Origin of the sequence: Paraburkholderia sp. GAS448, assembly GCF_050435685.1 — a bacterium.
Taxonomy (GTDB): Bacteria; Pseudomonadota; Gammaproteobacteria; order Burkholderiales; family Burkholderiaceae; genus Paraburkholderia.
This window is the reverse complement of the sequence record NZ_JBNDKT010000001.1, coordinates 157,100-183,927: the sequence shown is the minus strand read 5'-3', so window position 1 is coordinate 183,927 and position 26,828 is coordinate 157,100. Positions and strand designations below refer to the sequence as shown.

Annotated in this window: 21 protein-coding genes; 12 read left to right on the top strand and 9 right to left on the bottom strand. The window is 62.1% G+C overall.

The features are described from left to right. The first annotated feature begins 3 nt into the window (after window positions 1-3). Genes P3T23_RS00825 through P3T23_RS00805 form a run of 5 tightly spaced genes read left to right on the top strand, consistent with a single transcriptional unit; the run spans window position 4 to window position 4,930 of the window. Window positions 4-813: a glycosyltransferase family 25 protein gene (locus P3T23_RS00825; RefSeq protein WP_429314298.1), complete on the top strand. Its 810-nt coding sequence runs from the start codon at window positions 4-6 to the stop codon at window positions 811-813. Then, window positions 810-2,126 (top strand): hypothetical protein, encoded by a 1,317-nt coding sequence (locus P3T23_RS00820; RefSeq protein WP_429314297.1) that lies wholly within the window; start codon window positions 810-812, stop codon window positions 2,124-2,126. The genes P3T23_RS00825 and P3T23_RS00820 overlap by 4 nt, the downstream gene beginning before the upstream one ends. Beyond that, on the top strand, window positions 2,116-3,246 hold the full coding sequence (locus P3T23_RS00815; protein WP_429314296.1) for a glycosyltransferase family 4 protein: 1,131 nt from the start codon (window positions 2,116-2,118) through the stop codon (window positions 3,244-3,246). Before P3T23_RS00820 ends, P3T23_RS00815 begins: the two co-directional genes overlap by 11 nt. Window positions 3,247-3,255: 9 nt before the next feature. Further along, window positions 3,256-4,179 carry a heparin lyase I family protein gene (locus P3T23_RS00810; RefSeq protein ID WP_429314295.1) on the top strand — a complete coding sequence of 308 codons (924 nt, stop codon included), beginning with the start codon at window positions 3,256-3,258 and terminating at the stop codon, window positions 4,177-4,179. Further along, complete coding sequence (locus P3T23_RS00805; protein WP_429314294.1) at window positions 4,130-4,930, top strand: WecB/TagA/CpsF family glycosyltransferase; 801 nt, start codon at window positions 4,130-4,132, stop codon at window positions 4,928-4,930. The genes P3T23_RS00810 and P3T23_RS00805 overlap by 50 nt, the downstream gene beginning before the upstream one ends. Window positions 4,931-5,028: 98 nt before the next feature. On the opposite strand, the gene P3T23_RS00800 is transcribed toward P3T23_RS00805, so the two are convergent. The 5 genes from P3T23_RS00800 to P3T23_RS00780 form a co-directional block, all read right to left on the bottom strand. Beyond that, complete coding sequence (locus P3T23_RS00800; protein WP_429314293.1) at window positions 5,029-5,652, bottom strand: LysE family translocator; 624 nt, start codon at window positions 5,650-5,652, stop codon at window positions 5,029-5,031. A 102-nt stretch (window positions 5,653-5,754) separates the two neighbouring features. Then, window positions 5,755-6,357 (bottom strand): hypothetical protein, encoded by a 603-nt coding sequence (locus tag P3T23_RS00795; RefSeq protein ID WP_429314292.1) that lies wholly within the window; start codon window positions 6,355-6,357, stop codon window positions 5,755-5,757. A 753-nt stretch (window positions 6,358-7,110) separates the two neighbouring features. Then, entirely contained in the window at window positions 7,111-8,694 is a 1,584-nt protein-coding gene (locus P3T23_RS00790) for an alpha/beta hydrolase family protein (RefSeq protein ID WP_429314291.1), read from the bottom strand. Window positions 8,695-9,082: 388 nt separating this feature from the next. Next, the gene (locus P3T23_RS00785) at window positions 9,083-10,423 is read right to left on the bottom strand and encodes an APC family permease (RefSeq protein WP_429314290.1); all 1,341 of its coding nucleotides are present in this window, start codon (window positions 10,421-10,423) and stop codon (window positions 9,083-9,085) included. An 89-nt stretch (window positions 10,424-10,512) separates the two neighbouring features. Continuing rightward, window positions 10,513-11,358: a carbon-nitrogen hydrolase family protein gene (locus P3T23_RS00780; RefSeq protein WP_429314289.1), complete on the bottom strand. Its 846-nt coding sequence runs from the start codon at window positions 11,356-11,358 to the stop codon at window positions 10,513-10,515. Between the two features lie 126 nt (window positions 11,359-11,484). Between P3T23_RS00780 and P3T23_RS00775 the strand changes: the two genes are divergently transcribed. Beyond that, the gene (locus P3T23_RS00775) at window positions 11,485-12,306 is read left to right on the top strand and encodes a response regulator transcription factor (protein ID WP_429314288.1); all 822 of its coding nucleotides are present in this window, start codon (window positions 11,485-11,487) and stop codon (window positions 12,304-12,306) included. 86 nt (window positions 12,307-12,392) lie between these two features. On the opposite strand, the gene P3T23_RS00770 is transcribed toward P3T23_RS00775, so the two are convergent. Both P3T23_RS00770 and P3T23_RS00765 read right to left on the bottom strand, forming a co-directional pair. After that, complete coding sequence (locus P3T23_RS00770) at window positions 12,393-13,139, bottom strand: glucose 1-dehydrogenase (protein ID WP_429314287.1); 747 nt, start codon at window positions 13,137-13,139, stop codon at window positions 12,393-12,395. A 275-nt stretch (window positions 13,140-13,414) separates the two neighbouring features. Next, window positions 13,415-14,635 (bottom strand): alkaline phosphatase family protein, encoded by a 1,221-nt coding sequence (locus P3T23_RS00765; RefSeq protein ID WP_429314286.1) that lies wholly within the window; start codon window positions 14,633-14,635, stop codon window positions 13,415-13,417. Between the two features lie 422 nt (window positions 14,636-15,057). Here P3T23_RS00765 and P3T23_RS00760 point away from each other — a divergent pair, with 422 nt between their 5' ends. Then, window positions 15,058-15,594, top strand: coding sequence for a carboxymuconolactone decarboxylase family protein (locus P3T23_RS00760; RefSeq protein WP_429314285.1), 537 nt, complete (start codon window positions 15,058-15,060; stop codon window positions 15,592-15,594). Window positions 15,595-15,621: 27 nt separating this feature from the next. Here the strand turns inward: P3T23_RS00760 and P3T23_RS00755 are convergent, their stop codons facing one another. After that, window positions 15,622-17,394 carry a cytochrome P450 gene (locus P3T23_RS00755; protein ID WP_429314284.1) on the bottom strand — a complete coding sequence of 591 codons (1,773 nt, stop codon included), beginning with the start codon at window positions 17,392-17,394 and terminating at the stop codon, window positions 15,622-15,624. On the opposite strand from P3T23_RS00755, the gene P3T23_RS00750 reads away from it, so the two are divergent. Next, the gene (locus P3T23_RS00750) at window positions 17,393-17,815 is read left to right on the top strand and encodes a phasin family protein (protein WP_133665406.1); all 423 of its coding nucleotides are present in this window, start codon (window positions 17,393-17,395) and stop codon (window positions 17,813-17,815) included. The two genes, P3T23_RS00755 and P3T23_RS00750, sit on opposite strands and share 2 nt — an antisense overlap. A gap of 34 nt (window positions 17,816-17,849) precedes the next feature. Here the strand turns inward: P3T23_RS00750 and P3T23_RS00745 are convergent, their stop codons facing one another. After that, window positions 17,850-18,944, bottom strand: coding sequence for a zinc-binding metallopeptidase family protein (locus tag P3T23_RS00745; protein ID WP_429314283.1), 1,095 nt, complete (start codon window positions 18,942-18,944; stop codon window positions 17,850-17,852). A 321-nt stretch (window positions 18,945-19,265) separates the two neighbouring features. On the opposite strand from P3T23_RS00745, the gene P3T23_RS00740 reads away from it, so the two are divergent. From P3T23_RS00740 to P3T23_RS00725, 4 genes are all read left to right on the top strand, one after another. After that, on the top strand, window positions 19,266-22,748 hold the full coding sequence (locus P3T23_RS00740) for a DUF2126 domain-containing protein (RefSeq protein ID WP_429314282.1): 3,483 nt from the start codon (window positions 19,266-19,268) through the stop codon (window positions 22,746-22,748). Between the two features lie 26 nt (window positions 22,749-22,774). Then, window positions 22,775-25,372, top strand: coding sequence for a circularly permuted type 2 ATP-grasp protein (locus P3T23_RS00735; protein WP_429314281.1), 2,598 nt, complete (start codon window positions 22,775-22,777; stop codon window positions 25,370-25,372). Continuing rightward, window positions 25,369-26,259: a transglutaminase family protein gene (locus P3T23_RS00730; protein WP_429314280.1), complete on the top strand. Its 891-nt coding sequence runs from the start codon at window positions 25,369-25,371 to the stop codon at window positions 26,257-26,259. Before P3T23_RS00735 ends, P3T23_RS00730 begins: the two co-directional genes overlap by 4 nt. A gap of 110 nt (window positions 26,260-26,369) precedes the next feature. After that, window positions 26,370-26,792, top strand: coding sequence for a MarR family winged helix-turn-helix transcriptional regulator (locus P3T23_RS00725; RefSeq protein ID WP_429314821.1), 423 nt, complete (start codon window positions 26,370-26,372; stop codon window positions 26,790-26,792). The last annotated feature ends 36 nt before the right edge of the window (window positions 26,793-26,828 follow it).

The following is a 26,828-nucleotide window of genomic DNA, read 5'->3' as shown; positions in this document are numbered from 1 at the left end:
TCAATGTTTGCCATATATGTGATTTCATTGAGCTCGTCAGAGCGACGCGAATCGATCGCGAAGGTTTTGACGGAGCGGGCGGCGGCATTTCGTTTCGAGGATGCGATCGATGGCCGCGAACTCACGGACGCCCAGGTTAATGACATTTGCGACGAAGAGGCGGCCAGGGATCGCTACGGTCGACCGTTGACTCGTGGCGAATTGGGTTGTTTCATGAGTCACCGGTCCGTCTGGCGAAAGATTGCGGAATCGGGGCGCTCTGCCGTAGTCATCGAAGACGACGCGCTTCTGGAAGCTGTCTTTTTTGAACGTGTGTTGACTGCTTCCGAGGCGCCGCTTGCATCTGCAGCCGACATCGTGCTCCTTGGACGTTCGAAGTTGCGCCGCGCAAGCGCGGCACGGACATATCTTCAGGAACCGTTGAAGCGCTCACGAAAGATCGATGGCCTGATCGTCGGCGTTCCGTTCAAGCAATGGACTAGCGGTTCGGTTGCATACTGGATTGCCCACGACGGCGCGCGCAAGGCGCTTGCCCATACTGAAGGCGCGATCGGTGCATTGCTCGACGACTGGCCGTGGCATCGCAGCCATGGAGGCCTGCGCATTGCGGAACTGCGCCCATATGCCGCGTGGGAAGGGTTTGAAACGATGCAGAGCTCTCTTGAATCAGCGCGCAGCGTTTATGTGCGCCCACGCTCTGCGTCGCATTCGGCAGCGGTTTGGCCGTTGCGCCACATGCGGACGGTAGTTCGCTGGATGATGGTGCTCGCTTTCACTGTGACAGGATCGCGCGGCAGGATGTTTAAATCGTGAACAGTTCATCCCCGCCGTACTCTTTGCCGCTGCGAATTCCGGCATCAAAGGCTTCCGCGTCACCCTCGGTGGCATTCGTCTGGACGTTGGTTTTGCCTGGCTTTGTGTTATCACCAGTTGCTGACTTCCTGTCGGTGTATGCGTCGCACGGTGCGCTCCCGACCGGCGGAAGCGATGCACGCTTCTCGCTATTCTTGCGCGGGGCGATCGTGTTCGGCCTGATTGCAGCGATGCTGATAGGCGGAAAGATACGGCGGTCCGGGTTGTATCTGTCGCTGCTGGTCTTTGTGGCGATCCTGTCGTCGGGTGTGGCGTATGCACTCGACATTGCGTCGGGTCCCGAATTCGGCGAACAGTCGATCTTCGTGCTGAAAGTATTTTCGTTTTTTGTCTATTTCGGGGCGCTGTCGGAACTTGGCGACCGGAGACTCGCGAAGCTCGAGTGGTTTGTCAGGCTTGCTTTGTTCGCCTACGGAATCTGCATCGTTGCGGGCGCTGCGCTGTCGATCGAAATGTTCCATAGCTATCAGGGCGACACGCATATCCGATCGGGTTACAAGGGTATCGTCCATGCACAGAACGAGGCGTCAGCGTTGGTGACCGTCGGGCTGGCTTTCGCGTATCTAGGGGTCTTGCGATCCGGTTGGCGGGTGCGCGAGATCCTGCTTGCCGGCAGCCTTCTGGCTGCCTCGATGCTTATCGGTACAAAAGGCGCGGTAATCGGCGCACTCGGTGTGACCTGTGCGTATTTCTACGCGCGTCACAACGCGTTCAGGGCGTCCGCACGCGCGGCGTTGGTACTGGGGACGCTGGCAGCCCTGGCGATTCTGGCCTATGTGGCGATACCAAAAATACAGCAGGCGGTCGATCTCACCCTGAACTACTTCGAGTACCAGGGTGGTCGCGCCAGCGGCGACAGACTACTGACCATTTTGCTGTCTGGCCGCAACTTGAAGTTCGCGAATGTCTGGGACGGCGTCGTGCAGCAGAACTACATCGCGCTGCTTACTGGCGGGTATCCCGTCACGCGCTATATGGTCGAAATGGACATTCCAGATCTGGTGCTCACTCTGGGACTGCCTGCTTTCGTCGTCTACTTCATGGCGTTGCGCGGCGCGTTTGTTTACGGCGGGAAGCCGTGTTCCACGACGCGCTTTGGCAAGCTGTTCTTCTACCTGATCGCGGGAGTGGCGGCGACTGCCGGGCACGTGTTCGGCTCGGCTCTTGTAGCACCGTTTCTCGCTGTCATTGCTGTGATCGTAAAGCGCTACGCGTCGTCCGGTAGCCAACGGGGCAATCTCGATGTGGTCTGATGAAACGTCGTCGCAGCGCTCCTCCCTCAACCGGGTGGTGCGTGTTCTGCACGTCGGTCCCGGCTGGGGGCAGCTTGGCGGGATTGCATCGATGATGGGCGAACTCGAAAACCTCCAGGCACGGTTTCGAAGGGCGAATATCGTGTTTTCCTTCTTCGAAACGCATGGGTTTCAAAGCACCCGGAATCTGCTTGGATTTACGTTGCTCGATCTGCCCCGATTCGTATGGGTATTAATGCGAGATGTGGATATCGTTCATCTGCACGTTTCTGTACGAGGGTCGTTTTATCGCAAGTTCTTGCTCAGTCTATTTGTGAAGTTGACCGGCAGGAAAACGATCTTCCATCTGCATGCTGGAAACTTTGATCGATTTGAATCGCGGGCAGGGAAATTCACGCGACTGGCGATTTCACGTTTCGTTCGAGGAGCGGATGCCACCGTAGCCGTGTCCAGCGCGATTGGCCAGCAACTAATCCGTCTCGGTGTGCACCCTGCGAAGTTATACGTGATCGGCAACACAGCGGGTTCGGCAGAGTTCGTCGAGGACGCGGGCTTGCCGACGCTAAAGAATGATGATGGGGGCTATCTTGCCTTTGCCGGACGTCTGGTGGAAGCGAAGGGAATTGGGGATCTGCTGAAAGCGCTTGCTTTGCTCAGAGCAGCGGGGTGCGTTATATCGCTGAGACTGGCGGGCGTCGGAGATGTGCACCATTGGCAGCGGATGGCACGTGATTTCCAGGTTGATGATCTCGTGACCTTCGTGGGATGGTTGGACGGTGACGCGAAGCTGGCGTTCTATCGCAATGCGCGAATCTTCTGCATGCCCAGTCACTACGAATCGTTTGGAATTTCGACACTCGAGGCGATGTTTTCGGGTGTGCCGGTCATCGGTACGCGACTAGGCGGATTTCTGGATCTCGTGGAGGAGGGGGTGACGGGCTACCTGGTCGAGCCTTCGAGTCCGCAGGCGCTGGCTGCGCGCATTCGTCGTCTGGTGGAGGATCCGAAACTGGCGGGACGGATGGGGAAAGCCGGACTCGCGCGGGCACGACAGCGTTATTCAACCGAAGCGCTCAGCAACCTGTATGTCCGTTGCTATCGCGACGTAGTGGCGCATTAGGGGAAGCGCATGCATGACAGATTCAAACGATGGTACGGATGCCTCGCTGTGGGCGCGCTATTGATTGCGCAGTTACCCGTGCGGGCTCAGGCATCAATTTCGCTCCCGCATAGCGAATTGGGGATGCCGGGTCCGGCGGATTCATATCAGGCCGTCTATGTCGAGGACTGGCAGGGCGGCCTCGATGCTCGCATCGGTGTTCAGGCGAACCTTGGCGACATCGCCATAGTGGACGATCTGGTCTTTCCCGGAGGCAAGGTCGTTCGCGCGAGTATCAGCCGCGATGAAAACTTCTCGCATGTCGCCAACGGCGCGCCGCGAGCAGAGTTGCTGTTTCCAACGCCTGTCAGCTTTGTACAAGGCCAGGACTACCTGATTCGCTGGAGCACGTTTCTTCCTTCCAGCTTCGAATTCGACGACAAACAACTTGTGATTGTTACGCAGATTCATCAAGGATATCTTGCCGGTTCGCCCACCATCGCGCTCACGCTGCTCGGAAGCCGGTATGCGATCTCTGAGCGAGGTGGACTGCATCCGGAACGGGTCTCAGCCGCGAAATGGATTTGCTGCGCAGACATCGACCGGGGCAAGTGGGTCCACTGGGCCTTGCGTTACGTTCCCGACGATTCAGGGAAAAAAGCTTTGACAGAGTTGTGGAAGGACGGTGTTTCCGTCTTCACGAGCGAAGGTGCGCCGAACTCGTACCTCAACGATCAGCATGCCTATCTAAAAATCGGGCTGTATAAGTCCGGCTGGAATTCCCGACCATCGAACGTCACACGGATCCAGGTTTTCTTTGGGCCAGTCGACGTGTCCCGACGCTCATTGTTGCCTGCAATCGGTGAAAATCAGGCACAGGCTGCTGCTGTCCGCAGAGAAGGGGGTGAGGCAAGCCAGGAGAACCATGTCGAGAAGGACAATGAAACGTATTGAATTATTTTCCTGCCCTTTGGACGTTGCATCGATGGACGAAACGGTCGGCTGGATATCGAATCGTATCGCTACCAGGCAGTTTACCCAGCACGTTGTAGTCAACGTCGCCAAGCTTGTCAACATGCAATCGGATCCCGAACTGGCTGCGTCCGTCAGAGATTGCGATATCGTCAATATCGACGGTATGGGGGTCGTGTGGGCGGCACGTTTGCTCGGACACGAAGTGCCGGAACGTGTCGCCGGTGTTGATCTGTTCGAACGCCTGCTCACGGACGCCGCGCGCAGAGGCTTCCCGGTCTTTCTCCTTGGCGCAACTGACGGGGTAGTCAAAACTGTGGCAGCGCGGTGTGCGAGTCGCTATCCAGATCTCCTGCTTGCAGGCCATCACCACGGCTACTTTTGGGATGACGAGTCCGCAGTGGTCGACAGGATTCGTGCTTCGGGAGCCCGCCTTCTATTCGTCGCAATTACGTCGCCGAAGAAGGAGAACTTCATCAATCGCTGGAAGGGGCAGCTTGGAGTGGACTTTGTCATGGGCGTCGGCGGTACATTCGATGTCGTTGCCGGTAAGGTGCGCCGTGCGCCTCGCTGGATGCAGCGCAGCGGACTCGAATGGGTCTATCGCGTCGCACAGGAACCCCGGCGGATGTGGAGGCGCTATTTCGTAACGAATAACCGGTTCGCGCTGATGCTTCTAAAGGCGTGTATCGGTTCGATGTTCCAGCGCACTGCAGGTGGTCAAGGCCAATAAGACCGAGCTTGTCGACGCGGAGGCAATCGCTGAAGCGATATCGCGTCCCACCATGCGTTTTGTGCAGCCAAAGACAGAAGCACAGCTTGCCGGCCGGTTCACCCGAGCATGTGCAGGATGACGGGATACATCGACAGCAACAGGAGCAGTGCCATCACGATGTTGAACGTACGCAGCCTGACGGGATTTGACAGGAAGCCGCGCAGGCCCGTGCCGAACGCGGCCCACAAGCAGATGCACGGCAGGCCGATCACATAAAACAGCACTGCCATCAAGAGCGCATTGAAGCCGAAGTCGGCGCTCAGATGAATCGTCGTCGCGGCGGTGAGCACCATCATCCACGCCTTCGGATTGACCCACTGGAACGCGATCGCTTCATGGAAACGCATCGGGCGGCGCTCGCCTTTGCGGACCTGCACTTCCCCCGATGTGCCGATTTTCCAGGCGAGATACAACAGATACACGACGCTTGCAGTCTCCAGCACGGTGTACAGCATCGGCAGACGGCGGAATGCCTCGCCGAGCCCGAAGCCCACCGACAGCATCAGCAGCGCGACACCCGCACTGATACCCAGAACATGCGGCACCGTGCGGCGAAAACCGAAGTTGACGCCCGACGCGAGAAGCATCGTGTTGTTCGGTCCGGGCGTGATGGTCGTGACAAGCGCGAACAGAACGCCGGCGGGCAGGGCGCTCAGGGTGATCAAGGTGTCGAACGGCATGAAAGGCTCCGGCATCGTTGGATTTTCATGCAGTTTATCCATTGAGGCCGGTACAGTACCGATACAGATAGGCAGATGCGGTCCGGTACGGATTCCCGTTCGCTACGGTGCCGGTGCCGCCGGTTGGCGGGGCAGGCTTGGGGTGCCGCCAGGCCCGGCAGGATCGGGGTTGCCGAATCGTGGAATGCCCCCGTTCGTGCGGGCACGGTCCAGTTCCGCTCGTACCTGTGCGCGTGTTTTCGGTCCGGCATCTGGCGCTGTCGGCATTGAGCCAGGCTGGATGGTTTGTACGACCTGTCGGGCTTCGGCGTCTGGCTGCATTGGACCAGTCGACTGGGACTCTGCCGGCACGCCGGAGACAGTGGATGCTGCCTGCCGCGCGGCTGACTCCACCTGTACGGTTTCGGGGGCGGGAGTTGTCGCCTGAATGTCGGCGCTGGTGTTCGGGGCGATCCTGGCTTGCCCGGTGGCCCCGGCCTGCGGATGACGTGTAGCGCTCGTTGCGTGTTCGCGCATGGCCAGGGTGCCGCCGTGCAGGCGATCGGCTTTGGCCCGCGACCGGGGGCCAGGCCGCGGCGATTCCACCGTTTCAGGCGCCTTCTCGGGGCGCGCAACCGGCGATGCCTGCGCCGCCATGTCTTCGCGCGCCTGCAGGTCTCGCTCAAGCGCCTGCACCTGTTCATCGTCCTGATGAAGCGATCGCATCGAGTCCAGCAGGACCCTGGCCGAAACAAGATCGTTGCGTCGCAAGCTGTCCCGAGCCGCCTCAAGTGTTTGCGCCATGCTGGCGTTGGGACTGCTGTCGGCGAAAGCCGGCGCTGACCTCACCGTTCCGCTCGTCATATCGTCTCGCCCCCGCGAAGCGGAGGCGTCATCGCGCGCGAAGCTGGATTGATCTCCCGCAAGGTGCTGGTTCAAGCGCGATACATAGGCAGTGATCGCCAGTGCACTAATCACCAGGCCCGCAAGAAATATTTTCCTTGATTCGCTAATCATGACGTCTGCCTCTCGAATCACGAACATGCGCAGCCGAAGGCGTGAGATGGCGACCCGAATCCATTGATTCGTTCGCGGCAGATGGCAAATACACATGGACCGCAAGCGCCGCGGTTTACGTCACGTTTGAAGTCGAGCCCGAACTGGATGCGCGGATTTCTATTTAATATGCTCCGAAATGAGACTTTCGTCGCTTTTCGGGCGCGGCGCCTGACAGACGGATGAACCTGCGATGAAGTTTCCTCCGATGATATTGCCGCTACGCGAATTCGTCATGACAATTCGCCCAGATCGAAAGGAAGAGCCTGCTTAAAAGAACGCGGGAGTACGGCGGGCACCCGCACCGGGGTACTGCCCGAAACGCCGTTCGGGAAGCCGGGATAGTTCTCGATGCGCAGTCGATGCCAGCGGCCAGGCCGGCCGGCGCATGCGCTCCATGCGGTCCGGCCGTAGGCGGAATCCTTAGAACGCCGAGAAGAAAGCCCGAGCGGCGACCATGCAGAACGGCGCGACGAGTTCGGCATGGTAGGCCTGAAGCACCGCGGATGCGCCGCCATCTTTGGCGCCTGCGGCAACAGCCTGTGCTGCCACTGTCGCTTTCGCGAGCGCAAAACCTTGCTTGATGCCTGCATAGATGTCATTGGGTCCAGAGACCGGAGAGTCGACATCCAGCACCGAGGTGAGCCGGGGCGGCACCCTGGCGTTTTGCCAGTAGGCCTCTTCAATGAGCGTATTGAAGAAGAACACCGTCGGATCCGACTGTCCTCCGCAGAGCTGGACGGGTGCACGCGGCACCCAGTTTCGCAGATCGTTTCGCTTGAATGCCTGGCGCAGGGGGGCGGTTGGATGCGCAGCAGGCGCCATCGCAGCCGTTGAGCTGGGGAAGGCGCCGTCGGGATAGAGCGCCGCATCTTCAAGAAGGCTCAGGCGATAAGCGTTGCGCACGAGGTTTGCGCTGCCAAAACCTGCCGCAAACAGCGGCGTCAGGGCGGGCGGCACAAGCGGCGGGGAAGTCGGCGGGGTGAGCGACGCGAACTGTGGCGCAGGAGGGACGTTGCTGAAGAGTTGCGTCACAGGCAGTTTCCCCTGTGCGAACAGGGTGCCGATGGGTGTCACGTTCGGCAGCAGGGTCTCGATGCCAGGCGCGTACGCGGCTTCGTAGAGGTCGAAAGGCGTGCCATAGATGTTGTGGTAGGCATGCTGGTAGCTCGTCGCGACCAGGACCGTGAACACGGTGGAGCCAAGGTCCACTTCGCCCGCAAGCAGCGCGTCACCCATGGCCGCAAGCGCGTAAGGCCCCGATCCCGGGGCGGAGGCCGTCACGGTGACGCCCGCCGCTTGCAGCGCGCGATGCGTGGCCATGGCCACATGGCCGCCCTGCGAATATCCGGTGATGAAGAGCTTGCCGTTTTCACGGGTCTTTCTTCCGGAGCGCCTGTCGTCCATGACCTCGCGCGCTGCCCGCAACGAGTCGATCATGTCGGCCGATTGCTGGTCTGCGTTCAGGTAGGGGTGATAGCCCAGATCGGAGCCTGCGTAGCCGGCGTAGTTGCTCGCCACCACGATATAGCCCTGGGCCGCGTACATGGCCGCAATGCTGATGCCCTCGGATGCGCCGTCGCCGTTGGCAGGATCTGTCTGCGTGACGTCGGCGATATTGTAGTTGCGATACGTCGTGGTCCCGTGCGCATACATCAAGGTCGGGCGTGGCCCGCTGCACGCCCGGCTGCCGCCCGGAATCATCAGCGCGGCGCTGGAGGTCGTGTGTTCCCCCGCACCGCCGATTGTCCGGTAGCGGAAATACACGATCTCGATATCGCAAGCTGGGGTGCCCGCGATTTGCAGGAGCTGCTGACCCGAAGCGCTCGACGCAAGCAATGTCGAAAGCGCGCTGGCGCTGAGGCGCAACGTGGTCTGCTGATCGAGGATTCGACTACGGGCGTTGCATGCCCCATCGCAATCCGGGCTGGCTTGCACGTAGACACTCGTGCCCAGCATGAACGATGTCAGCAGTGCCAGGCCCGTGTTTCGTATCGTCTTCGACATGTCAGGCTCCGTCTCGTTGGAATGCGTTAGTTTGGGCTGCTTCGCATGGTTGGATGAGTATAGGTAAACGGACTGGCGGATCGCCAGCCTTGTCTTTTTCTCGCTGTGTAAAGTGAATGCTTCACACGGCGTAGTGGGTGCTGGCGATCCGGCGTGGTCCGGCATTCCCTGTAGAGAGGCAGGAAGCCGGGTTCGTGAGATTGCTGCGGCGAAGCAAACGCCGATGCAATCGCGTGCAGTGCATGAAGAAGCCGGGTTCTTCCGCGTTAGCCCGACGATGGCCGGTCGCGACGGCGGGTCGCTTTTTTGAATGCCCCATACCCGCTTAAGAATGCAACGCCGGTCAGATACCGCGAAGCCTTGGGATGGGGCCCGTCCGCAAAGTGGGTCAGATTGCGACTTCCGGCGGCGCCCGGCGGAACAGACGCGTAATCCAGCCCAGATAGACGAGGCCGAGCACAAACCAGATCGCGCCGAGCACGAGCGCCGTCTTCTCGAGACTCGCGAGTAGCCAGATATCCGACACTGCCCCGATCAACGGAAAAACCAGTCCGCCAATCACCCCCATCTTCCGGTCGCCGTGATTGCCCGACAGATACAGGCGAATCACGCACAGGTTGACGGCCGTGAACGCGAGGAACGCGCCGAAGTTGATGAACGAGGTCGACGTCGCGACATCGAGCTTCAGCGCGATCAGGCCGACAATGCCTGCAATCGCGATGTTGAACGCCGGTGTCTTGAACCTCGGATGGATCGAACCGAAGATGCGCTTCGGCAGAATCTCGTCGCGTCCCATTGCATAGAGCAGCCGGCCGACGCTCGCCTGTGCGGAAATACCCGAAGCGAACTGCGCGAGGATCAGCCCCGCGAGAAACACCGTCACGAAGATATCGCCGCCGATCATTTTCGCCACTTCGAAGGCGGCTGAATCGGTATCCTTGAATTCGACGCCCGGATGCGCCAGCTGCATCGTCCACGCGGCCAGCACGAAGATTGCGCCGCCAATCAGCGCAATCAACAGGATCGCGCGGGGCATGTTCTTCTTCGGATCGATCGTTTCTTCGGTGAGCGTCGACACCGCATCGAAGCCGAGGTACGAATACGCGGCGATCGCGGCACCCGCCATCGTTGAGGCGAGCGGCACGTGCGGCTTGAAGAACGGCTCGGCCATGGCGATTCCGCCTGGGCCCGCTGCCGCCGCTGCATAGTGCCAGCACAGCGCGACGAAGAGCGCCACGATCGCGAGCTGCACGACCATCAACACGATATTGAAGCGCGCGGCCAGTTCGATGCCGACGATGTTCAACGCGCTGGTCAGGACGATGAACGCCACGATCCAGATCCACGTCGGCACATGCGGGAAGGCTGCGTTCAGATACGCCGCACCGATGAGCCAGATGACCATGGGCAGGAAGAAGTAATCGAGCAACGTCGCCCAACCGATCATGAAGCCGAGATGCGCATTGAACGTCTTGCGCGTGTAGCTGTAGGCAGAACCCGCGACCGGGAACAGACGTGCGAGCTTGCCGTAGCTCAATGCGGTGAAAGCGATCGCAACCAGCGCGATCAGATAGGCGAGCGCGGCGGTGTCGTCGCTTGCCTTGGCGAGCACACCGTAGGTTCCATACACGATCAATGGCGCCATGTAGGCGAGCCCGAACAACAAGACCGATGGCAGGCCGAGTGTGCGTTTCAGGTGTGACTGCCCTTCTGTGGACGACTCTTGCATGACTTTCTCCTCTATTACGACGGGCGTGAACGGTCACGCTCGAGGCGGGCGCCCCGAACGCTACATGGACAAAGGAACTGCGGAAAGCTTCAGTCGATGCGGCGGCGCCGCTCTTCGATCACCAGCGCGCGGGATCCATCCGGGTTGGCGACGCTTGCGAGTCCCAGCGGGATACGCGCGTCGTGAAGATAGCGGTAGTGCTCGCGGCTGGCTTCGAGCCGTGTCAGGTCGATTTTGGCCGTGATGCGCGCCTCCTCTGCGCCGGCTGCGGCGACGATCTCGCCGAACGGATCGACGAGGGCGGATTCGCCAGGGAAGGTCAGGTCGTCGTCGCCGGAACCGCAGCGGTTCACCATCAACGCGAACATCTGGTTCTCCATCGCGCGGGCCGTGATGGCGCGCCGATGGACCGGGCCGAAGGGATCCATGTTGCCGTTGGTGACGATCAGCAGATCGGCGTCGAGCGCAGCGACGGCGCGCGCGGTCTCCGGAAACTCGATGTCGTAGCAGATCAAAAGACCGACCGTGACGCCGTTCCATACGCAGGTCTCAAAGCGGTTTCCTGGTGTAAACACGCCCACGTCCGATGCCCACAGATGCGTCTTGCGATAGCGCAGCGCGATTTCGCCGCGCTCGTCGATGAGTACGGTCGTGTTGTAGAACCTCGAGCCTTCGCGTTCGGCGAGGCCCACGACCACTGCCACGCCAGTGCGGCGCGCCGTATCGCGCACGAGGTTCAGCGCCGGGCCGTCGATGGGTTGCGCCACGTCGGCGATGTTCTCGCGCGTCGGGAAACCCGACAGCGTCGTTTCGGGAAATACGACCAGTTTGGTGCCGCCGGCTACGTCGGCGCGGCCGATCGTCTCCATGACCTTGCGCGTGTTGTGTGCTACATCGCTGTCGATCAGCGAGAGTTGCGCGAGTTCTACCTGCATTTGTCTTGCCTCCTTCCAGATGCCTTTCAGCGCGGGCCTTGGCGAGCGCTTTATCGTCAGGGGCATTATCGGGGTATTATTTTTGTCCAGAAATTACCCACGAGGGTTACCCCACCGGAGTAGGCCATGGAGTTCGAATGGCGCGATCTCGCGTTTCATCGGGAGATTGGCTCGGCCATCGATGCACTCGATGGCCCGCATTTCTGGGCGCGTCTCACGCGCGTGCTCGAACGGCATATCGGCTTTGACAGCTGGGTCGCGTTGCGTTTCGCGCGCAATGGGCCGCCGCTCGTGTGTGCCGAGCAGGCCATGCCGGACGGCAAGATCGACCTGATGTTTCAGGACTATCTCGCGGCGCTCTATCAGCTCGACCCGTTCTATCTCGCCGCTTTCGAGCAGCACGTGTCGGGCTTTTATACGCTCGCCGATGTTGCGCCCGACAACTTCCGGATGACGGAGTACTACCAGCGCTACTTCAGGAAGAACATCGTCGGCGACGAAGTGCACTTCAACGTCGTGATCGATACGGATCACACGATGGGTTTTTCGCTCGGCAACACGCGTCGATATGACGAGCGCGAGATTGCGTTGCTGACCTTGTTTTCGCCGTGGGTGCTGTCGCTTATGCAGCAGCGGCTGCGATTCGAAAATTTCGCGGCTGCGACGGATGTATCGCCCAATATCGAAGGCGATCAACCGGATCTGCCCGCGCGCCTCGGCATGCTGACGGGAAAAAGCGGACGCAGTGCGCTGACGGCCCGCGAGATCGAAGTGGCGATGTTGTCGTTGAGCGGGTTTTCGTCGCGTGCGATTGCGGAGAAGCTGGCGATTTCATTCGAGACCGTGCGTGCCCACAAGAAGCACATCTACGCCAAGCTCGGCGTCGGCTCGCAATCGGAGCTGTTTGCGATGTTCTACGAGCCAGGCCGCGCCGAGTCCGATGGATGACGGCCTGACCTTGTGGTCGTGCCCCACTCAAGGCGCACGTCAAAGACGTTGCGCCTTGAGGGGGCACGCGGTCTGATCCGCGCGAATCAGCGCGTACCGCCGCCCGCCAGGAGCTGCTCGCCGGTGAGCCAACCGGCATCATCCGACGCGAGGAAGGTGACGATGGAGGCGATATCGTCCGGCTTGCCGATGCGTCCAAGCGGCGTCTGACTGATGGCCCACGTCTCCAGGTCCGAGCCCATAAAGCCGCCGCTGCGCGTGCCTTCGGTCTCGATCATGCCGGGGTTCACCGTGTTGACCCGAATCTTCTTCGGACCGAGTTCGCGGGCGAGCACGCCGGTGATGGCGTCGACCGCACCCTTCGTACCCGTGTACACCGCGCTCCCCGGAGGCGTGATGCGGGTGACCACCGAGCCGATATTGACGATGCTGGCGCCTTCGCCGAGATGCTTCACGGCTGCCTGCGTGACGAGCAGGAGGCCGAGCACGTTGACGTTGAAGTGCTTGTGGAAGTGCTCTTCGGTGATGGTCTCGATGGGCGAGAATTCGTACACCCCCGAGTTGTTCACGAGAATGTCGAGGCGGCCATAGGTTTCGATGGCCGCATCGATGATGCCCTGGGCGTCGGCAGCCTTGGACACGTCGCCCGCCACGGAGACAGCCTTGCCGCCGGCTGCGGTAATGGCGCTCACGACTGCTTCCGCGCCGGTCTTGCTGGACGCATAGTTGACGACCACCGATGCGCCTTCCGCGGCTAGCGATCCGGCGATTGCGGCTCCGATACCCTTCGATGCGCCCGTGACAACCGCTACCTTTCCTGTCAGTTTGCTCATGATTTTTCCTGTCGATGTAATTTGTGTCGGGGTGAAGGATTCACCGCGGTGGAAGTGCGGCGACGCAGTGACAGTTGCCAATCTAGGCAACTAGCGAGGCCGGATCAAGCCGCTGAAGGCGAATAGATACGGCGGGATATCCGAACAATCGAAACGGGACTTGCCGGGTCGCCCGCGGCACGAGAGGAAGTTCTGTCAACACTTACAACGAACGGCTCGTTTGCCGCGAGAGACTACCGCGCGGCCTGGCCTTTGTAGGCAGAACGGCCATCGGCTTAGAGATTGGTGAAGATGTCCGGACCGAAGCTCACGAGGCCGGCCTGAGCGGCATAGCCGAGGTAGTCGAGCCCGAAGATGTCTTCAATGCTCCTGAGCAGCGAATAGTGGTTGTACGGCACCGTCGACACCGTGCCGGGCTTGATGAACTTCGAGATCATCACTGCGCCCGTCTGGTCGCCGCCATAGCTCTGCCTGGTCAGGTTGATCGTATGCCCCTTGTAGGTGAGCGACGAAGTCTGCGGGAACACGCCCAGGTTCGGACCAGGTTGCTGGCTGCAGCAGGTCGTGCCGGCGAATGTGAGGTCTTCTCCGCTGGCTGACGTGGTCACCGTCGCGTAGCTGCTTTCGTCGAAGTTGATGATCAACAGGCCGTCCTGCTGGAATGCCGGCGATGCGGTAATGATTGGCACCCACTTCTGCAGGAATGCGTCGGCGCTCGTGAGGCCGCCCGGCTGGCCGTTCACGCATGGCGCATCGTGGCCGTCGTCACACAGGTTCGGCGTGATCAGGTTGAAGTTGGCGGTGGTCGAGATCGACTGCAGATCGGTCGTCAGGTTGTTCAGGTTCACGACGCGCTGCCCGCAATCCGGCGAGTCGATGATCGAGTGGAAGTACATGAATGGGTTATGCCGCGTCGCGTACTGGTCGCCCAGCGGCACTGCCGCGCTCGGCGCTTCGGCGGACTGCGTCAGATCGGTCGTATTGAGCGTCGGATGACCACAGGTGGCCGCTTCGCGAGCCGGGTCGTTGCCCATGTCGCCTTCATAGCCCTTCCAGGTGTAGCCTGCCGCCGTCAACTGATCGGGCAGCGTCTTCACGCTCGCCGGATACACGCAGCCCGTGCCAATTGCCTGGCCGTCGGCAGTCATGCCGGTGAGGCTGAAATCCTGGTAGGTTGTGCAATCGTTGGCGGTGTCGATTGTCGACGACTGTCCGCTGATCATCGAAATGTAGTTGTCGAGACTCACGTGCCCCGTGCCGTAGTACTGCTGAACCATTGCGCCTTGTGAGGCGAGCGTCCGGGCGAGATACGGCGCCTCGGTGTTCGCGCCAAAGGTGGTCGCGTAGTTTTCGTTTTCGAGCGTAATGACGAAGACGTGTTTGATCTTCTGCAGTCCTTGCGGATCTGACGACGAATGACATGCCGCTATGACGGCTCCAATGATGGCCGTCAAAACGATAGCGAAAAGCGCGCGCATCCAGGTGTGTTGATACATGTTTTCCCCACGGTTGAATTCTTTCGGAGGTCGCAACTATGGGGGGGAGATATGACGGTATCGTTAAAGATAGGCATGCTTATTATCTCAATAATGTCCATAACTGGACCGCATAGAATCGCCCGCCAGGGCCTGGCGACATGCAAATGGTGCGGAAGGAGAGATGGGGAGATTGCGGGGCCCTTTGATACCGCTTCTCTGCTGAGTGCAAAGGGCGGGGGGCATCGAAGCGGCCGCGCGGATCGAACCGGCCAGCGAGACGGGCGTCGGTGGCGTGAAATCAGCTGGCTCGATCCGCGTGAGACGTTTGAGCATGAAGTTGCGGCGGTGGGGCATTAAACAACTGACGCTATCTGCCTACACTGACCTCCACGCCATACGACATGGCTAGCTGATGAACCCAGACACTCAAGGAGTCGATCATGTCCCGTCTTACCGCTATCAACCCCAACGAAGCTACTGGCAAAACCGCTGAACTGTTCGCCGCGATCAAGAAGGCCGCGGGCAAGGTGCCGAACGCGTACGCGACGATCGGCACGCACAGCCCCGAAGCACTCGGCGCCATGCTTTCCCTCGACGGTGTCGTGTCGCACGGCAGCCTGGCCAAAGCCGACATCGAAGCCATCAAGCTAGCCGTCAGCGAAGTTGCCGGTTGTGACTACTGTGTCGCCGCACATACGCTGATGGGCAAGTTCGCCGGCCTGTCGCCGGAAGCGATGAAGCAGATCCGCGCCGGCTCCGCTACCGGCGATGCGAAGCGCGACGCGCTGGTGCGCTTTGTCCGCACGCTCGTCGATACGCGTGGCACGGTGCCGGCGGCCGAAGTTGACGCTGTGCGCGAAGCGGGTTACAGCGAGCGTCAGGTGATCGAAATCGCTCTGGCCGTGACGTCGATCACGTTCACCAATCTGGTCAACCGCGTGAACGACACGACGCTGGATTTCCCGGCAGTCGAGTAACAGGCAGAAGCGGCCACGGCCCGCAGGCTAGGGCCTTGTCGCCAGCCTGACCGGCATCGAACTGGGCACCATCGTAAAGGCTGAAACTTCCTTGATGGTGCCCGGATCGACCGCCAGTTCGACGGTGAAGTTCGCCATCAGCATCGACAGCACGAGGCGCATTTCCACGCTGGCGAGATGCCGCCCAGGACAGACCCGCGGGCCGCCGCCGAACTGCAGGTAAGCGCGCGTTTCGTGCGCGCCGCGCGACGGATCGCGCTGGTGCAGCCAGCGGTCCGGGTCGTACCTGAGCGGCTCCACGAAATTGCGGGCATCGAGCATCGCGGGACGGTTGAGGAAGAACATCTTCGTGCCGGCCGGCAGCATGACATCCTGCAGACAGACATCTTCCAGCGGTTCGAACGACTGGATGGCCGCCACGGGACGTAGCCGGCCCGTTTCAGTGCAAAGCGCCTCGAACAGATCCAGCTCTTTCAGCGTGGCGTAGTCCGGGCACACCGGCGACGCGCCCAGCGCACTTCGCGCCTGTTCGGCGAGGCGCTGTTGCAGCGGCTGGTCGGTGGCGAGATACAGCAGCGTCCACGCGATCGAATTGGCAGTCGTGTCCTCGCCGGCCAGCAGCAGCGTCAGCACATTAGCGGCCACCTGGTCGTCAGTAATGCCGGAATCGGGCGCGTCGCGCATGGCCAGCATGGCTTCGAGCAGATGGCGCGGCGTCTCCGACGGATCGTCGCGCATGCGCTGCCGCGCGCGTTCCATCATCTGACGCACGTACCGGTGCACTTCGGTGAGCGCGCGATCGAAGCGGCGGTCGCGCGGCAGCCTGACGTAGCGCCAGTAAGGGAAAGGCGTATTGATGCGCGTCATCACCATGGGCAGGATTGTCGCAAGCTGTTCCTGGATGACGCCGCTGTCCTTGTCCAGCGTACGGGGATCTTCTCCGAATGCGAGTGCGCTCGTGACGTCGACGGTATAGCGCTTGAGCTCCTCCGTCATTTCCATGACCTTGCCTTGCGCGGCGGCGCGCGACCAGCGTGCGTGCAGCCGCTCGGTGATGACGCTCAACGCCGGGTAGAACGCCTTGATATGCGGAATCGACAGCGCCTGCATCACCAGCCGGCGTTGCGGTTCCCAGACCGCGCCCTCGGCGGAAAAGAGACCGTTGGCGCCGATCTCTTCCAACACCGATTCCAGCGTCGAATAGCGGCGATAGCGATGCGGCCGCTCGCGCATGATGCTCTGGACGAGTTCGGTATCCGTCCAGACGATCACCGGCGAGCCGGCAAACTGGAACCGATAGGGCGTGCCCAGTTCTTCGGCCCATTTTTCCAGGATCAAATGGAGTTTTTCCGGCACCAGCTGATGCAGGTTGCCGAGAATCGGCAAGCCCTTCGGACTCGGCAGGTCGGCGATAGTCCGCCGGGCGGTGGTTGCGCTATTCGTCGCTGCTTCCATCGATGAGGCCCTCTGTGCGGCGCCGCTGATGCGTTTTGCATCCGGCGCATCGGTTATACCGGTTGGGGCAACCGGCTTTCTCGTAGAGAGGATAGTGCATTGCGTCACGGATGCGTCGCTCAACCCGGTCGGCAGATCGCCCGTAGCGTCGATATCGGTGGCTGGCGCAATGCGGACAGAAAGCGCATGATCCAGGAACGCGCCGCCGGGATTCAGCAAGCGCTGTGTCTGGATGAGCAGAGCGGGCAGTGTGGCGCCACCAGGGTTGGCCGACGCGCAAAGAAGGACCAGACAGCGTTTCAACGCGCACGGCTGTGTGTTCGCAATCTCGGGAGGATCTAGCATGGAAAAACCTGACGCAGCCAATCCGTTTGGCGATTTCACCAAAATGCTCGAGCAGTTCAAGCTGCCTGGCTTCGACGTGCCCGCCATCATGGAAGCGCGGCGCAAGGACGTCGAAGCGCTGGTCGCGGCAAACCAGACCGCCTTCCAGGGCATGCAATCACTCGCGCAGAAGCAGGCTGAGATGTTGCGCACGACGCTGGGCGAACTGCAGGCGCTTGCCAGCCAGATGTCGAGTTCAGGCGGTGTGGCGTCCCCACAGGCTGCCGAGCTTGTTCAGCAGACGTTGCATAAGGCGCTCGCCAACATGCAGCAGCTTGCGCAGGCCGCCTATCAGTCGCAGGCCGAGTCATACGCGGTCATCCAGAAACGCGTCGAGGAAAATGTCGAAGAGTTGAGGGCGCTTCTGCAACAGAAGAAATAGCCGCGCCCGCTCCTGCCGGTGAGGGCCGCTCCAGTCAGATGGAAGCGGCCTTTTCTTTGGGCGCCGCTTCCTTCGCCGCCGATGCCGCAATGACGCGGTGCACGAAGCGCAGCTTGTCGATGACGGGCGTCGCCAGCGCGAACGGGTAACCATCGGCCACACCGACGCTGCGGTTCAGGCTGTTCAGCACGTTGGTCAGCGGAAACCAGCGCTTCATCAGGTTATCGAAACTCGTTATCTCGACAGGCGTGAGGTCGGTCAGCCTCGGTTCGTCCGGACTGTCGGGCAGCAACGCGAGGTTGTACGACGCGGCGGTGTCAAGCGCGTCGATCATCAGCAGATAGTGCGCCCAGGTTTCCGCCCAGTCTTCCCAGGGATGCATCGTGGCGTACGCACTGATCGACCGTTCGGCCCAGTCGGCGGGTGGCCCGTCGCGGTAGTAGGCGTCGAGCGACTCGGCATAGTCCGCCCGTTCGTCGCCGAACTGCTGGCGAAACAGCTCGACCCAGCGGGTGTCGGCCACCAGACGGTCGAAAAAGTAATGACCGCTTTCGTGCCGGAAATGGCCGAGCAGCGTCCGGTACGGTTCGCCCATCGACGTGCGCACGCGCTCGCGATACGCGTCGTCGGCTTCGGCGATGTTCAGGGTGATGAGGCCGTTGTCATGGCCAATCATGACCTTTTCGCCATCGCCGCCGTCTTCCAGAAACTCGAATTCCAGACCATGCTCCGGATCGGTCTGCCGCGATTCGACCGTGAGTCCGAGCGCAGCGAGCGTATAGAGCAGGCGCCGCTTGGCCGTTTCGAGGCGATACCAGTACAGCCGGTTCTCGGGCGCGCTCAGGTTGGGGATCCTGCGGGTCAGCTGGCAGGCGGCGCACAGCGTGTCGGGCGATTCTGCCGGGATCATCCAGTTGCAGACTTTCTCCACTTCGTAGTTGTGGCACTGCCGGTACAACGCGCCATCGGCGCGCGGATGCAGGCTGCGCCACTGGCCATCGCCCGCGTCTTCGAAGGCGCTGATTTCAGCGAGTTCCGGCACATAGCCGAGCAGTGCGTCGCAGCGTTCGCACCGCACGTTCTCGAAGAAAACGAACTGCGCGCACCGGTTGCAATGGAAAGTTTTCATCGTTTTCGCTGAGGAGGTGAAGAGGCTGCACCACGCGCGGGCGACAGGGTGGATGTCATGGCCTGCGCGCCGGGTGCCGGTGAACTTCAGCAATCTCCATGCCGTAGTTGTCGCCGGACATTTCTTTCTCACGCATTATGTGCATGATGGGGCATGAGCGCTGCGCCGGATTGGTGCGTGGGACGCAAAAGCGCCGGCCGCATCGCTCGAATCTGGTCTGGTTCGCCGGACCGCCTTGACTGGCGGGGCGGCGAGGTCTCGAAACAAACGGCATGAAGCTTGCTTTTTTGGCGGCTGCCATCCTTTGCGCAGGAGTCCGGTGTGTCCATACGTGTCGCGTTGACCCATGTCACACATTACCGCTACGACCGTCCGGTCGGGCTGTCCCCCCAGGTGGTTCGCCTGCGGCCCGCACCGCATTGCCGCACGCCGATCCTGTCGTATTCGATGCGTGTCGAGCCGACGGAGCACTTCATCAACTGGCAGCAGGACGCATTCGCCAATTATCAGGCGCGGCTCGTGTTTCCTGAGAAAACGCGCGAGTTCAAGGTAACGGTCGATCTTGTCGCGGAGATGGCGGTCTACAACCCGTTCGATTTTTTCCTCGAGCCGTCCGCCGAGAAATTCCCGTTCGAGTATGCGCCGGGTCTCGCGCTCGAACTCGCGCCGTACCTGGTGAAGCCCGAGCTGACGCCGCGTTTCGCGGAGTTTGTCGCGAGCATCGACCGCACGCCGCGCATCACCGCCGATTTCCTGGTCGACCTGAACCAGCGACTGCAGCACGAGATCCGCTATCTGATCCGGATGGAACCGGGCGTGCAGACCCCGGAGGAAACGCTCGTCAACGCTTCGGGTTCCTGTCGCGATTCGGGCTGGCTGCTGGTCGAGACGCTGCGCCAGCTGGGTCTGGCGGCGCGTTTCGTGTCCGGTTACCTGCTGCAGCTCGCGCCCGACACCAAATCGCTCGACGGCCCGAGCGGCACGGAAGTCGATTTCACCGATCTGCACGCATGGTGCGAGGTCTACCTGCCGGGCGCGGGCTGGATCGGCTTCGATCCGACCTCCGGCCTGCTGGCGGGCGAAGGCCATATTCCAGTCGCCTGCACGCCGGAGCCAGGCAGCGCGGCGCCGATTTCGGGCGCCGTCGACGAATCCGAGGTCGAATTCGAGCACACGATGACGATCCAGCGCGTGCTTGAAACGCCGCGCGTGACGAAGCCCTACACGGAAGAAGTCTGGTCCGAGGTCGTCGAGATGGGTGAGCGGGTCGACCAGCATCTGGCCGACATGGACGTGCGCCTGACGATGGGCGGCGAGCCGACCTTCGTTGCCGTGCGGGACCGTGACGCCGCCGAATGGAACACCGACGCGCTCGGGCCGACCAAGCGCGGCTATGCGGTCGCGCTGATGGACAAGCTGCGCACGCGCTACGGCGCGAACGGCTTTGTGCACATCGGGCAGGGCAAGTGGTACCCGGGCGAGCAGTTGCCGCGCTGGGCGATGTCGCTTTACTGGCGGGCGGACGGCGAGCCGTGCTGGCACGACCCGTCGCTCTTCGCCGACGAGCGCGACCCCGGCCGCTATACCGCCGAAGATGCGCAGCGCTTCATCCAGCATCTGGCTGGCAAGCTGTCGCTCGATACCAGAACCATCCAGCCCGGCTACGAGGACACGTTCTACTACCTGTGGCGCGAACGCCGCCTGCCGGTGAACGTCGATCCTTTCGAATCGAAGCTCGATGACGAACTGGAGCGCGCGCGTTTGCGTCGCGTGTTCGACGCGGGCCTCGCGAGCGTAACGGGTTATGTGTTGCCGCTGTCGCGCTCGGACCGCACGCCGTTGCAGGGGCCGAAGTGGGTGAGCGGCGCGTGGTTCTTTCGCGACGAGCGCATGTTCCTGATACCCGGCGATTCGCCGATGGGCTACCGGCTGCCGCTCGAATCGCTGCCGTGGGTGTCGAAGACCGACTATCCGTGGCAGCACACCCACGACCCGTTTGCACCGCCTGCGCCGTTGCGCTCGGCGGCGCAGTTGCGGATGCAGTACGACGCGGGCGGTGGGGCATCGAAAGCCGCGTTTCGTGAAGAGGGCGGGGTGACAGGAGCGGGCGGCGGAATGGGCGGCGGAATGGGTGGCGATCGCGCCGGCCGTGGCGACCCGGGCGCCGCGTGGGCGAGCGCGGCGGAACGCATGCCCGAGCGCGGCGAATCGGCAAGCTGGATCACACGCACGGCGCTGTGCGTCGAAGCCCGCGACCCGGCGCGCGCGGCCGGCCCGAAGGTGGAGATCAAAAACTTCGGCAGCGGCCGCACGCTGCTTCATGTATTCATGCCGCCTCTGACCGAGCTTGACGACTATCTCGACCTGATCGCCGCAGTCGAGGCGACGGCGGCCGAGCTGCAGATGAAGGTGATCATCGAAGGCTATCCGCCGCCGCGCGATCCACGCCTGAAGATGCTGCAGGTGACGCCCGATCCGGGCGTGATCGAAGTGAACATCCACCCGGCTTCGAACTGGGAGCAACTGGTCGATCACACCGAATATCTCTATCAGTCGGCGCACGAGTCGTATCTGTCGACCGAGAAGTTCATGCTCGACGGCCGCCACACCGGCACAGGCGGCGGCAATCACTTCGTTCTGGGGGGCGCCACGCCCGCCGACAGCCCGTTCCTGCGCCGGCCCGATCTGCTTGCGAGCCTGATCGCCTACTGGCACAACCATCCGTCGCTGTCGTACCTGTTCTCCGGTCTTTTTATCGGACCGACGAGCCAGGCGCCGCGCGTCGACGAAGCGCGCAACGATCAGGTGTATGAACTGGAGCTGGCTTTCCTCGAACTGCAACGCCAGATCGACCGGCTCGGCGGACGCAATGGCGGGCAGTTGCCGTCGTGGCTGGTCGACCGGACGCTGCGCAATATCCTGATCGATGTCACCGGCAACACGCACCGCGCCGAGTTCTGCATCGACAAGCTGTATTCGCCCGACGGTCCGACCGGCCGCCTTGGCCTGCTGGAACTGCGCGGCTTCGAAATGCCGCCGCATGCGCGCATGAGTCTCGTGCAGCAACTGTTGCTGCGGGCGCTCGTCGCGCGCTTCTGGGAAACGACATACACGACGCGTCTCACCCGCTGGGGGCCGGAACTGCACGACCGTTTCCTGCTCGGCAGCTTCGTGCAGATGGATTTCGACGACGTGCTCGCCGATCTCGCCGAAGCAGGCTACGCGTTCGATGCTGCATGGTTCGCGCCGCATTTCGAGTTCCGTTTTCCGCTGGTCGGCGAGATCACGACGAACGGCATCGCGCTGACGATACGCAGCGCGCTCGAGCCGTGGCACGTGATGGGCGAAGAGGGCGCGCCCGGTGGGACGGTGCGCTACGTGGATTCGTCGGTGGAGCGGGTCGAGGTGCGGGCGCTCGGTCTGAACGATAACCGCCATGTGGTGACGGTCAACGGGGTGCCGCTGCCGATGCAGCCGACCGGCCGGACCAGCGAACACGTTGCGGGTGTGCGGTTCCGCGCATGGTCGCAGCCGTCGGCGCTGCATCCTACGATAGGCGTGGACGCGCCGCTGACTTTCGACCTCGTCGATACATGGACCGGCCGTTCGATCGGCGGATGCCAGTATCATGTCGCTCATCCGGGTGGACGCAACTACCAGACGTTCCCGGTGAACGCGTACGAAGCCGAGAGCCGGCGGCGCTCGCGCTTCTTCACGATCGGCCATACACCTGGGCCGCTCGCCGTCGAAGTGCCGCAACGCAGCCTGGAGTTTCCGTTCACGCTGGATCTTCGTTACTGGTGAATCGAACAAGTTAACTTCATACGACCTTGGCCTTTCAATCGACTTTTCCCTTCGAGCCGACCGCAGGCCTCGCCGACGCGCTAGCGGTGCTGCGCGCCCTGCCTGCGCGCGAGGGCCACTGGGACGAGTTGCGCGACCCGGACGGCGCGTTGCGCGAGCCGTGGCGGCGGTTTTTCGAACTGATGGGCGAAGACGGCATTGCGGGTCTCGATCACGATGTGGCGTCGGTCGCGCAGCAGATCCGCGATAACGACATCAGCTACAACGTCTACGCAGATAAGGGCGAATCGCGCGCGTGGGCGCTCGATCTGCTGCCGTTCCTGATCGACGAGGACGAGTGGGCGGAAATCGAACGTGGTGTGACGCAGCGCGCGCATCTGCTGAACGCGATCGTCGCCGATATCTACGGCCCGCAGACGTTGCTGCAGCGAGGCCTGTTGCCGCCGGCGCTGGTGTTCGGCCATCCCGGCTATCTGCGTCCGGTAAAGGGCTACACGCCGCCGGGCGGCCAGTATCTGCAATTCGTGGCAATCGATCTGGCGAAGGCCGACAATGGCAGTTGGACGGTCATGTCGCATCGCACCGAAGCACCGTCGGGACTCGGCTACGCGCTTGAGAACCGTGTGATCGTGTCGGGCCTTTTCCCCGAGCCATTCCGCGAGATGCGCGTGTCCCGCCTCGCGCCGTCGTTTTCGAAACTGGTGGGAACGCTTGCGCATCTGGCCCGCGCCACGATGCCTGAAGGCGAAGACGGGTCGCCGCATATCGCGTTGCTGACGCCGGGGCCGTACAGCGAAACCTATTTCGAGCACACCTTTCTCGCGCGCTATCTGGGCGTGACGCTGGTCGAAGGCAAGGACCTGACGGTGCGCAACGACATGCTGTATCTGAAGACGCTCGGCGGTCTGGAGCGTGTGCATGTCGTCCTGCGCCGGCTCGACGATGCGTTCTGCGATCCGGTCGAACTGCGGGCTGACTCTACGATTGGCATTCCGGGGCTGCTACAGGTGATGCGGGCGGGCAACGTGGTGGTGTCGAATGTGCCGGGCTCTGGTTTCGCTGAATCGCCTGCATTGCATGGCTTCTTGCCGGGCATTGCCGACGCGCTGCTGAACGAAGAACTGGTGTTGCCCGGCGTGCCAACGTGGTGGTGCGGCGAAGATGCCGCGCGCGCCCATGCGTTCGCGCAACAGGAAAGCGCCTTTCTGATTCCCACGTGGCCCGACGCACAGCGCGATGGCGCGCCCGGTGTGGCGATCGGTCCGCAGCGGCTCGACGCGTGGCGCGAGCGCATCGAAACGACACCCGACGCGTTCACGATCCAGCAGCCGCTTCCCTACTCCTGCACGCCGCGCTACGAAGAGGGCAGGATCGGCGGGCGCCCGTCGGTGCTGCGGGTGTTCGCGATTGCCGACTTCAACGGCGCGTGGCATGTGATGCCCGGCGGTTTCACGCGACTTGCCGCCGAGCGGCAGTCCACCGTGTCGATGCAGTTCGGCGGCAGCAGCGTCGATACATGGGTGTTGTCGAGCCAGCCATTCTCGACCTTCTCGCTGCTGCCTTCGCCGATCAAACCCGGCGATCTTGGCCGCAAACATCGGACGGTATCGAGCCGCGCGGCAGAAAACCTGTTCTGGTCGGGGCGCTACGGCGAACGCGCGGAAAACAATGTGCGGCTTTTGCGCCTGATACTCGGTTCGCTGGAAAACAACGATGCCGATGTGATGTTTTCGACGCTCGTCGAACTGGCGCTGCAAAGCGGCCTCGTTCCGGCGGTCGACATGCTGCCCGAACGCTCGCCGCAGGCTTTCGAACGCACGCTCGTGGCGAACCTCAACGAGCATACCGGCGCGGCCAGCATCGGCCAGAATCTCGCCGCGCAGGCGCGTGCGAGCGGTGAGATTCGTGGCCGGCTGTCGAGCGATCACTGGCGCACCATCGTGGCGGCGCGCAACGATTTCCGCGACGCGCTGACCACGTTGACGCCTTCTACCGCGTTCACCTCCTTGCAGGAGGGGCGCCGCGACCGCTACGACCGCGTGACGCTGATGAACGCGCTTGAACATCTGTCGACGCAGCTTTCGGCGATCAGCGGGGCGCAGGGCGACCGGATGACGCGCGATGAGGCGTGGCGGCTGCTCTTCGTCGGGCGCCACATCGAACGTATCTCGGCGATGACGACAACCCTGCGCATCGTCGCCGAGGGCAGGCAACTGGCGACACCCGAAGGCTTCGATCTGCTGCTGCAACTCTTCGACAGCACGCTGACTTACCGCTCGCTTTATCCGGGGCGCTTTGAATTGCCCGCGCTGCTCGATCTGCTGGTGGTCGAGCCGACCAATCCTCGCGGCTTGTACGGCGTATACGAACGCCTGTGCAAGAAGCTCGACGAGATCACGGTTGCGGCCGGCAACTCGCGGCACAAGACATTCGTCGCGTTGATGCGGCCGGTTGATACCCTGCCGACGCTCGAGCATCTGTGCTCCACGGACGCGAACGGCGACTATCTCGAACTGATCGACCTGTGCAACGACCTCAATACGTTCGTGGCGGTCGCGGCCAACGAGATCAGCGCCCGTTATTTCAGCCACGCGAATACGCTGGCATCGCGGGTGTCGTCATGACGGCTGGGCATACCGTGTTGTCGGTGCTGCACCGGACGACCTATCACTATTCGACCTTCGTCGAAACCGCCCAGCATCTGGCGACGATCCGGCCTCTTGCGTGCGAGTGGCAGCGGGTGGTGAACCACGCCGAGCGGATCGAGCCGACACCGTCGTATCTGCATAGCCGCATCGATGCGTTTGGCAACGACGTGCTGTATTTCGCGCTCGACACGCCGCACGAACGCCTGCAACTGGTCAGCGAAACGACCGTGCAACTGACACCGCGCTGGGCCACGCTCGATCCGGAATCGACGCCCGCATGGGATGTCGTGGCCGACGAATTGCGCTTTAGCGTCGGCGGGCAGTTTCGGCCGGAGACGGAGTTCTGCTTCGCGTCGCCGAATATCGTGCTGCTACCCGGATTGCGCGCCTATGCGCTGCCAAGTTTTCCGCCAGGCACGCCAATCGCAGTCGGCGCGGTCGATCTGATGCATCGCGTACACGCGGACTTCGATTACAGGCCGTCGGCCACGATGTTCGATACGCCGGCCGAGCGCGCATTCGAGTTGAAGGGCGGCGTCTGCCAGGACTTTGCACAGGTGATGATCGGCTGCCTGCGCTCGCTCGGGCTGCCGGCGCGCTATGTGAGCGGCTATCTGCGCAACGATCCGCCGCCGGGACAGCCGCGTCTGATCGGCGCGGATGCGTCGCATGCGTGGGTGTCGGTGTATTGCCCGGGTAGCGGCTGGATCGACCTCGACCCGACCAACGACGTCCTCGCCGATATGGACCACATCACGCTCGCCACCGGGCGCGACTACAGCGACGTGTCGCTGCTGCGCGGGATGATTCTTGGCGGCGGCGCGCATCGCGTAGAGGTCGGCGTCAGCGTGATCCCGCTCTAGCGCGCTGACGCGAATCCGGCCTCGGCGCCGGTAGGGTGCCCGTCGTGAGGGACGATCGCGCGTGTACGGAGTACTTGACCGAGTGCGTATGCACACATATACTGTCTCTCATGAACCGACCCATCTCCTACGACGAATGCAACTGTTTCGCGCTGCGGCAGGCGGCGCGTCACGTGACGCAGATCTACGAGCGCCATTTGGGGCAGGTCGGTCTGACGGCGGCGCAGTTTACGATTCTGGCGAAACTGGCCCGTACGCCAAAGCTGACGATGTTGGACCTCGCCGACGCCATGGTCATGGATCGCACCACGCTGGTCCGCGCAATGAAGCCGCTGCAACGCGACGGGCTCGTCGAGACCGAATCGGCGGAGCATGACGGACGGACCTTTGAGTTCAGTCTGTCGAAAAGCGGCGAAAAAACCTTCGATCAGGCTTCCGTCGCGTGGCGCGCGGCGCAGGACGAGTTCGAAGAGAAATTCGGCCGGGCACGCGCCAAGGCGCTGCGTTCAGAACTGTTTGATATCACCGAATAGCGAGCCGGGTGCGTAGCACTTTGGCGACTTTGCGAC

Coding starts and splice junctions, on each gene's coding strand:
- P3T23_RS00770 (WP_429314287.1), bottom strand. CDS start 13,139: ATGAGCAAACTGACAGGAAAGGTAGCGGTTGTCACGGGCGCATCGAAG.
- P3T23_RS00810 (WP_429314295.1), top strand. CDS start 3,256: ATGCATGACAGATTCAAACGATGGTACGGATGCCTCGCTGTGGGCGCG.
- P3T23_RS00800 (WP_429314293.1), bottom strand. CDS start 5,652: ATGCCGTTCGACACCTTGATCACCCTGAGCGCCCTGCCCGCCGGCGTT.
- P3T23_RS00730 (WP_429314280.1), top strand. CDS start 25,369: ATGACGGCTGGGCATACCGTGTTGTCGGTGCTGCACCGGACGACCTAT.
- P3T23_RS00785 (WP_429314290.1), bottom strand. CDS start 10,423: ATGCAAGAGTCGTCCACAGAAGGGCAGTCACACCTGAAACGCACACTC.
- P3T23_RS00765 (WP_429314286.1), bottom strand. CDS start 14,635: ATGTATCAACACACCTGGATGCGCGCGCTTTTCGCTATCGTTTTGACG.
- P3T23_RS00815 (WP_429314296.1), top strand. CDS start 2,116: ATGTGGTCTGATGAAACGTCGTCGCAGCGCTCCTCCCTCAACCGGGTG.
- P3T23_RS00745 (WP_429314283.1), bottom strand. CDS start 18,944: ATGAAAACTTTCCATTGCAACCGGTGCGCGCAGTTCGTTTTCTTCGAG.
- P3T23_RS00750 (WP_133665406.1), top strand. CDS start 17,393: ATGGAAAAACCTGACGCAGCCAATCCGTTTGGCGATTTCACCAAAATG.
- P3T23_RS00795 (WP_429314292.1), bottom strand. CDS start 6,357: ATGCGATCGCTTCATCAGGACGATGAACAGGTGCAGGCGCTTGAGCGA.
- P3T23_RS00755 (WP_429314284.1), bottom strand. CDS start 17,394: ATGCTAGATCCTCCCGAGATTGCGAACACACAGCCGTGCGCGTTGAAA.
- P3T23_RS00760 (WP_429314285.1), top strand. CDS start 15,058: ATGTCCCGTCTTACCGCTATCAACCCCAACGAAGCTACTGGCAAAACC.
- P3T23_RS00825 (WP_429314298.1), top strand. CDS start 4: ATGTTTGCCATATATGTGATTTCATTGAGCTCGTCAGAGCGACGCGAA.
- P3T23_RS00725 (WP_429314821.1), top strand. CDS start 26,370: ATGAACCGACCCATCTCCTACGACGAATGCAACTGTTTCGCGCTGCGG.
- P3T23_RS00780 (WP_429314289.1), bottom strand. CDS start 11,358: ATGCAGGTAGAACTCGCGCAACTCTCGCTGATCGACAGCGATGTAGCA.
- P3T23_RS00775 (WP_429314288.1), top strand. CDS start 11,485: ATGGAGTTCGAATGGCGCGATCTCGCGTTTCATCGGGAGATTGGCTCG.
- P3T23_RS00790 (WP_429314291.1), bottom strand. CDS start 8,694: ATGTCGAAGACGATACGAAACACGGGCCTGGCACTGCTGACATCGTTC.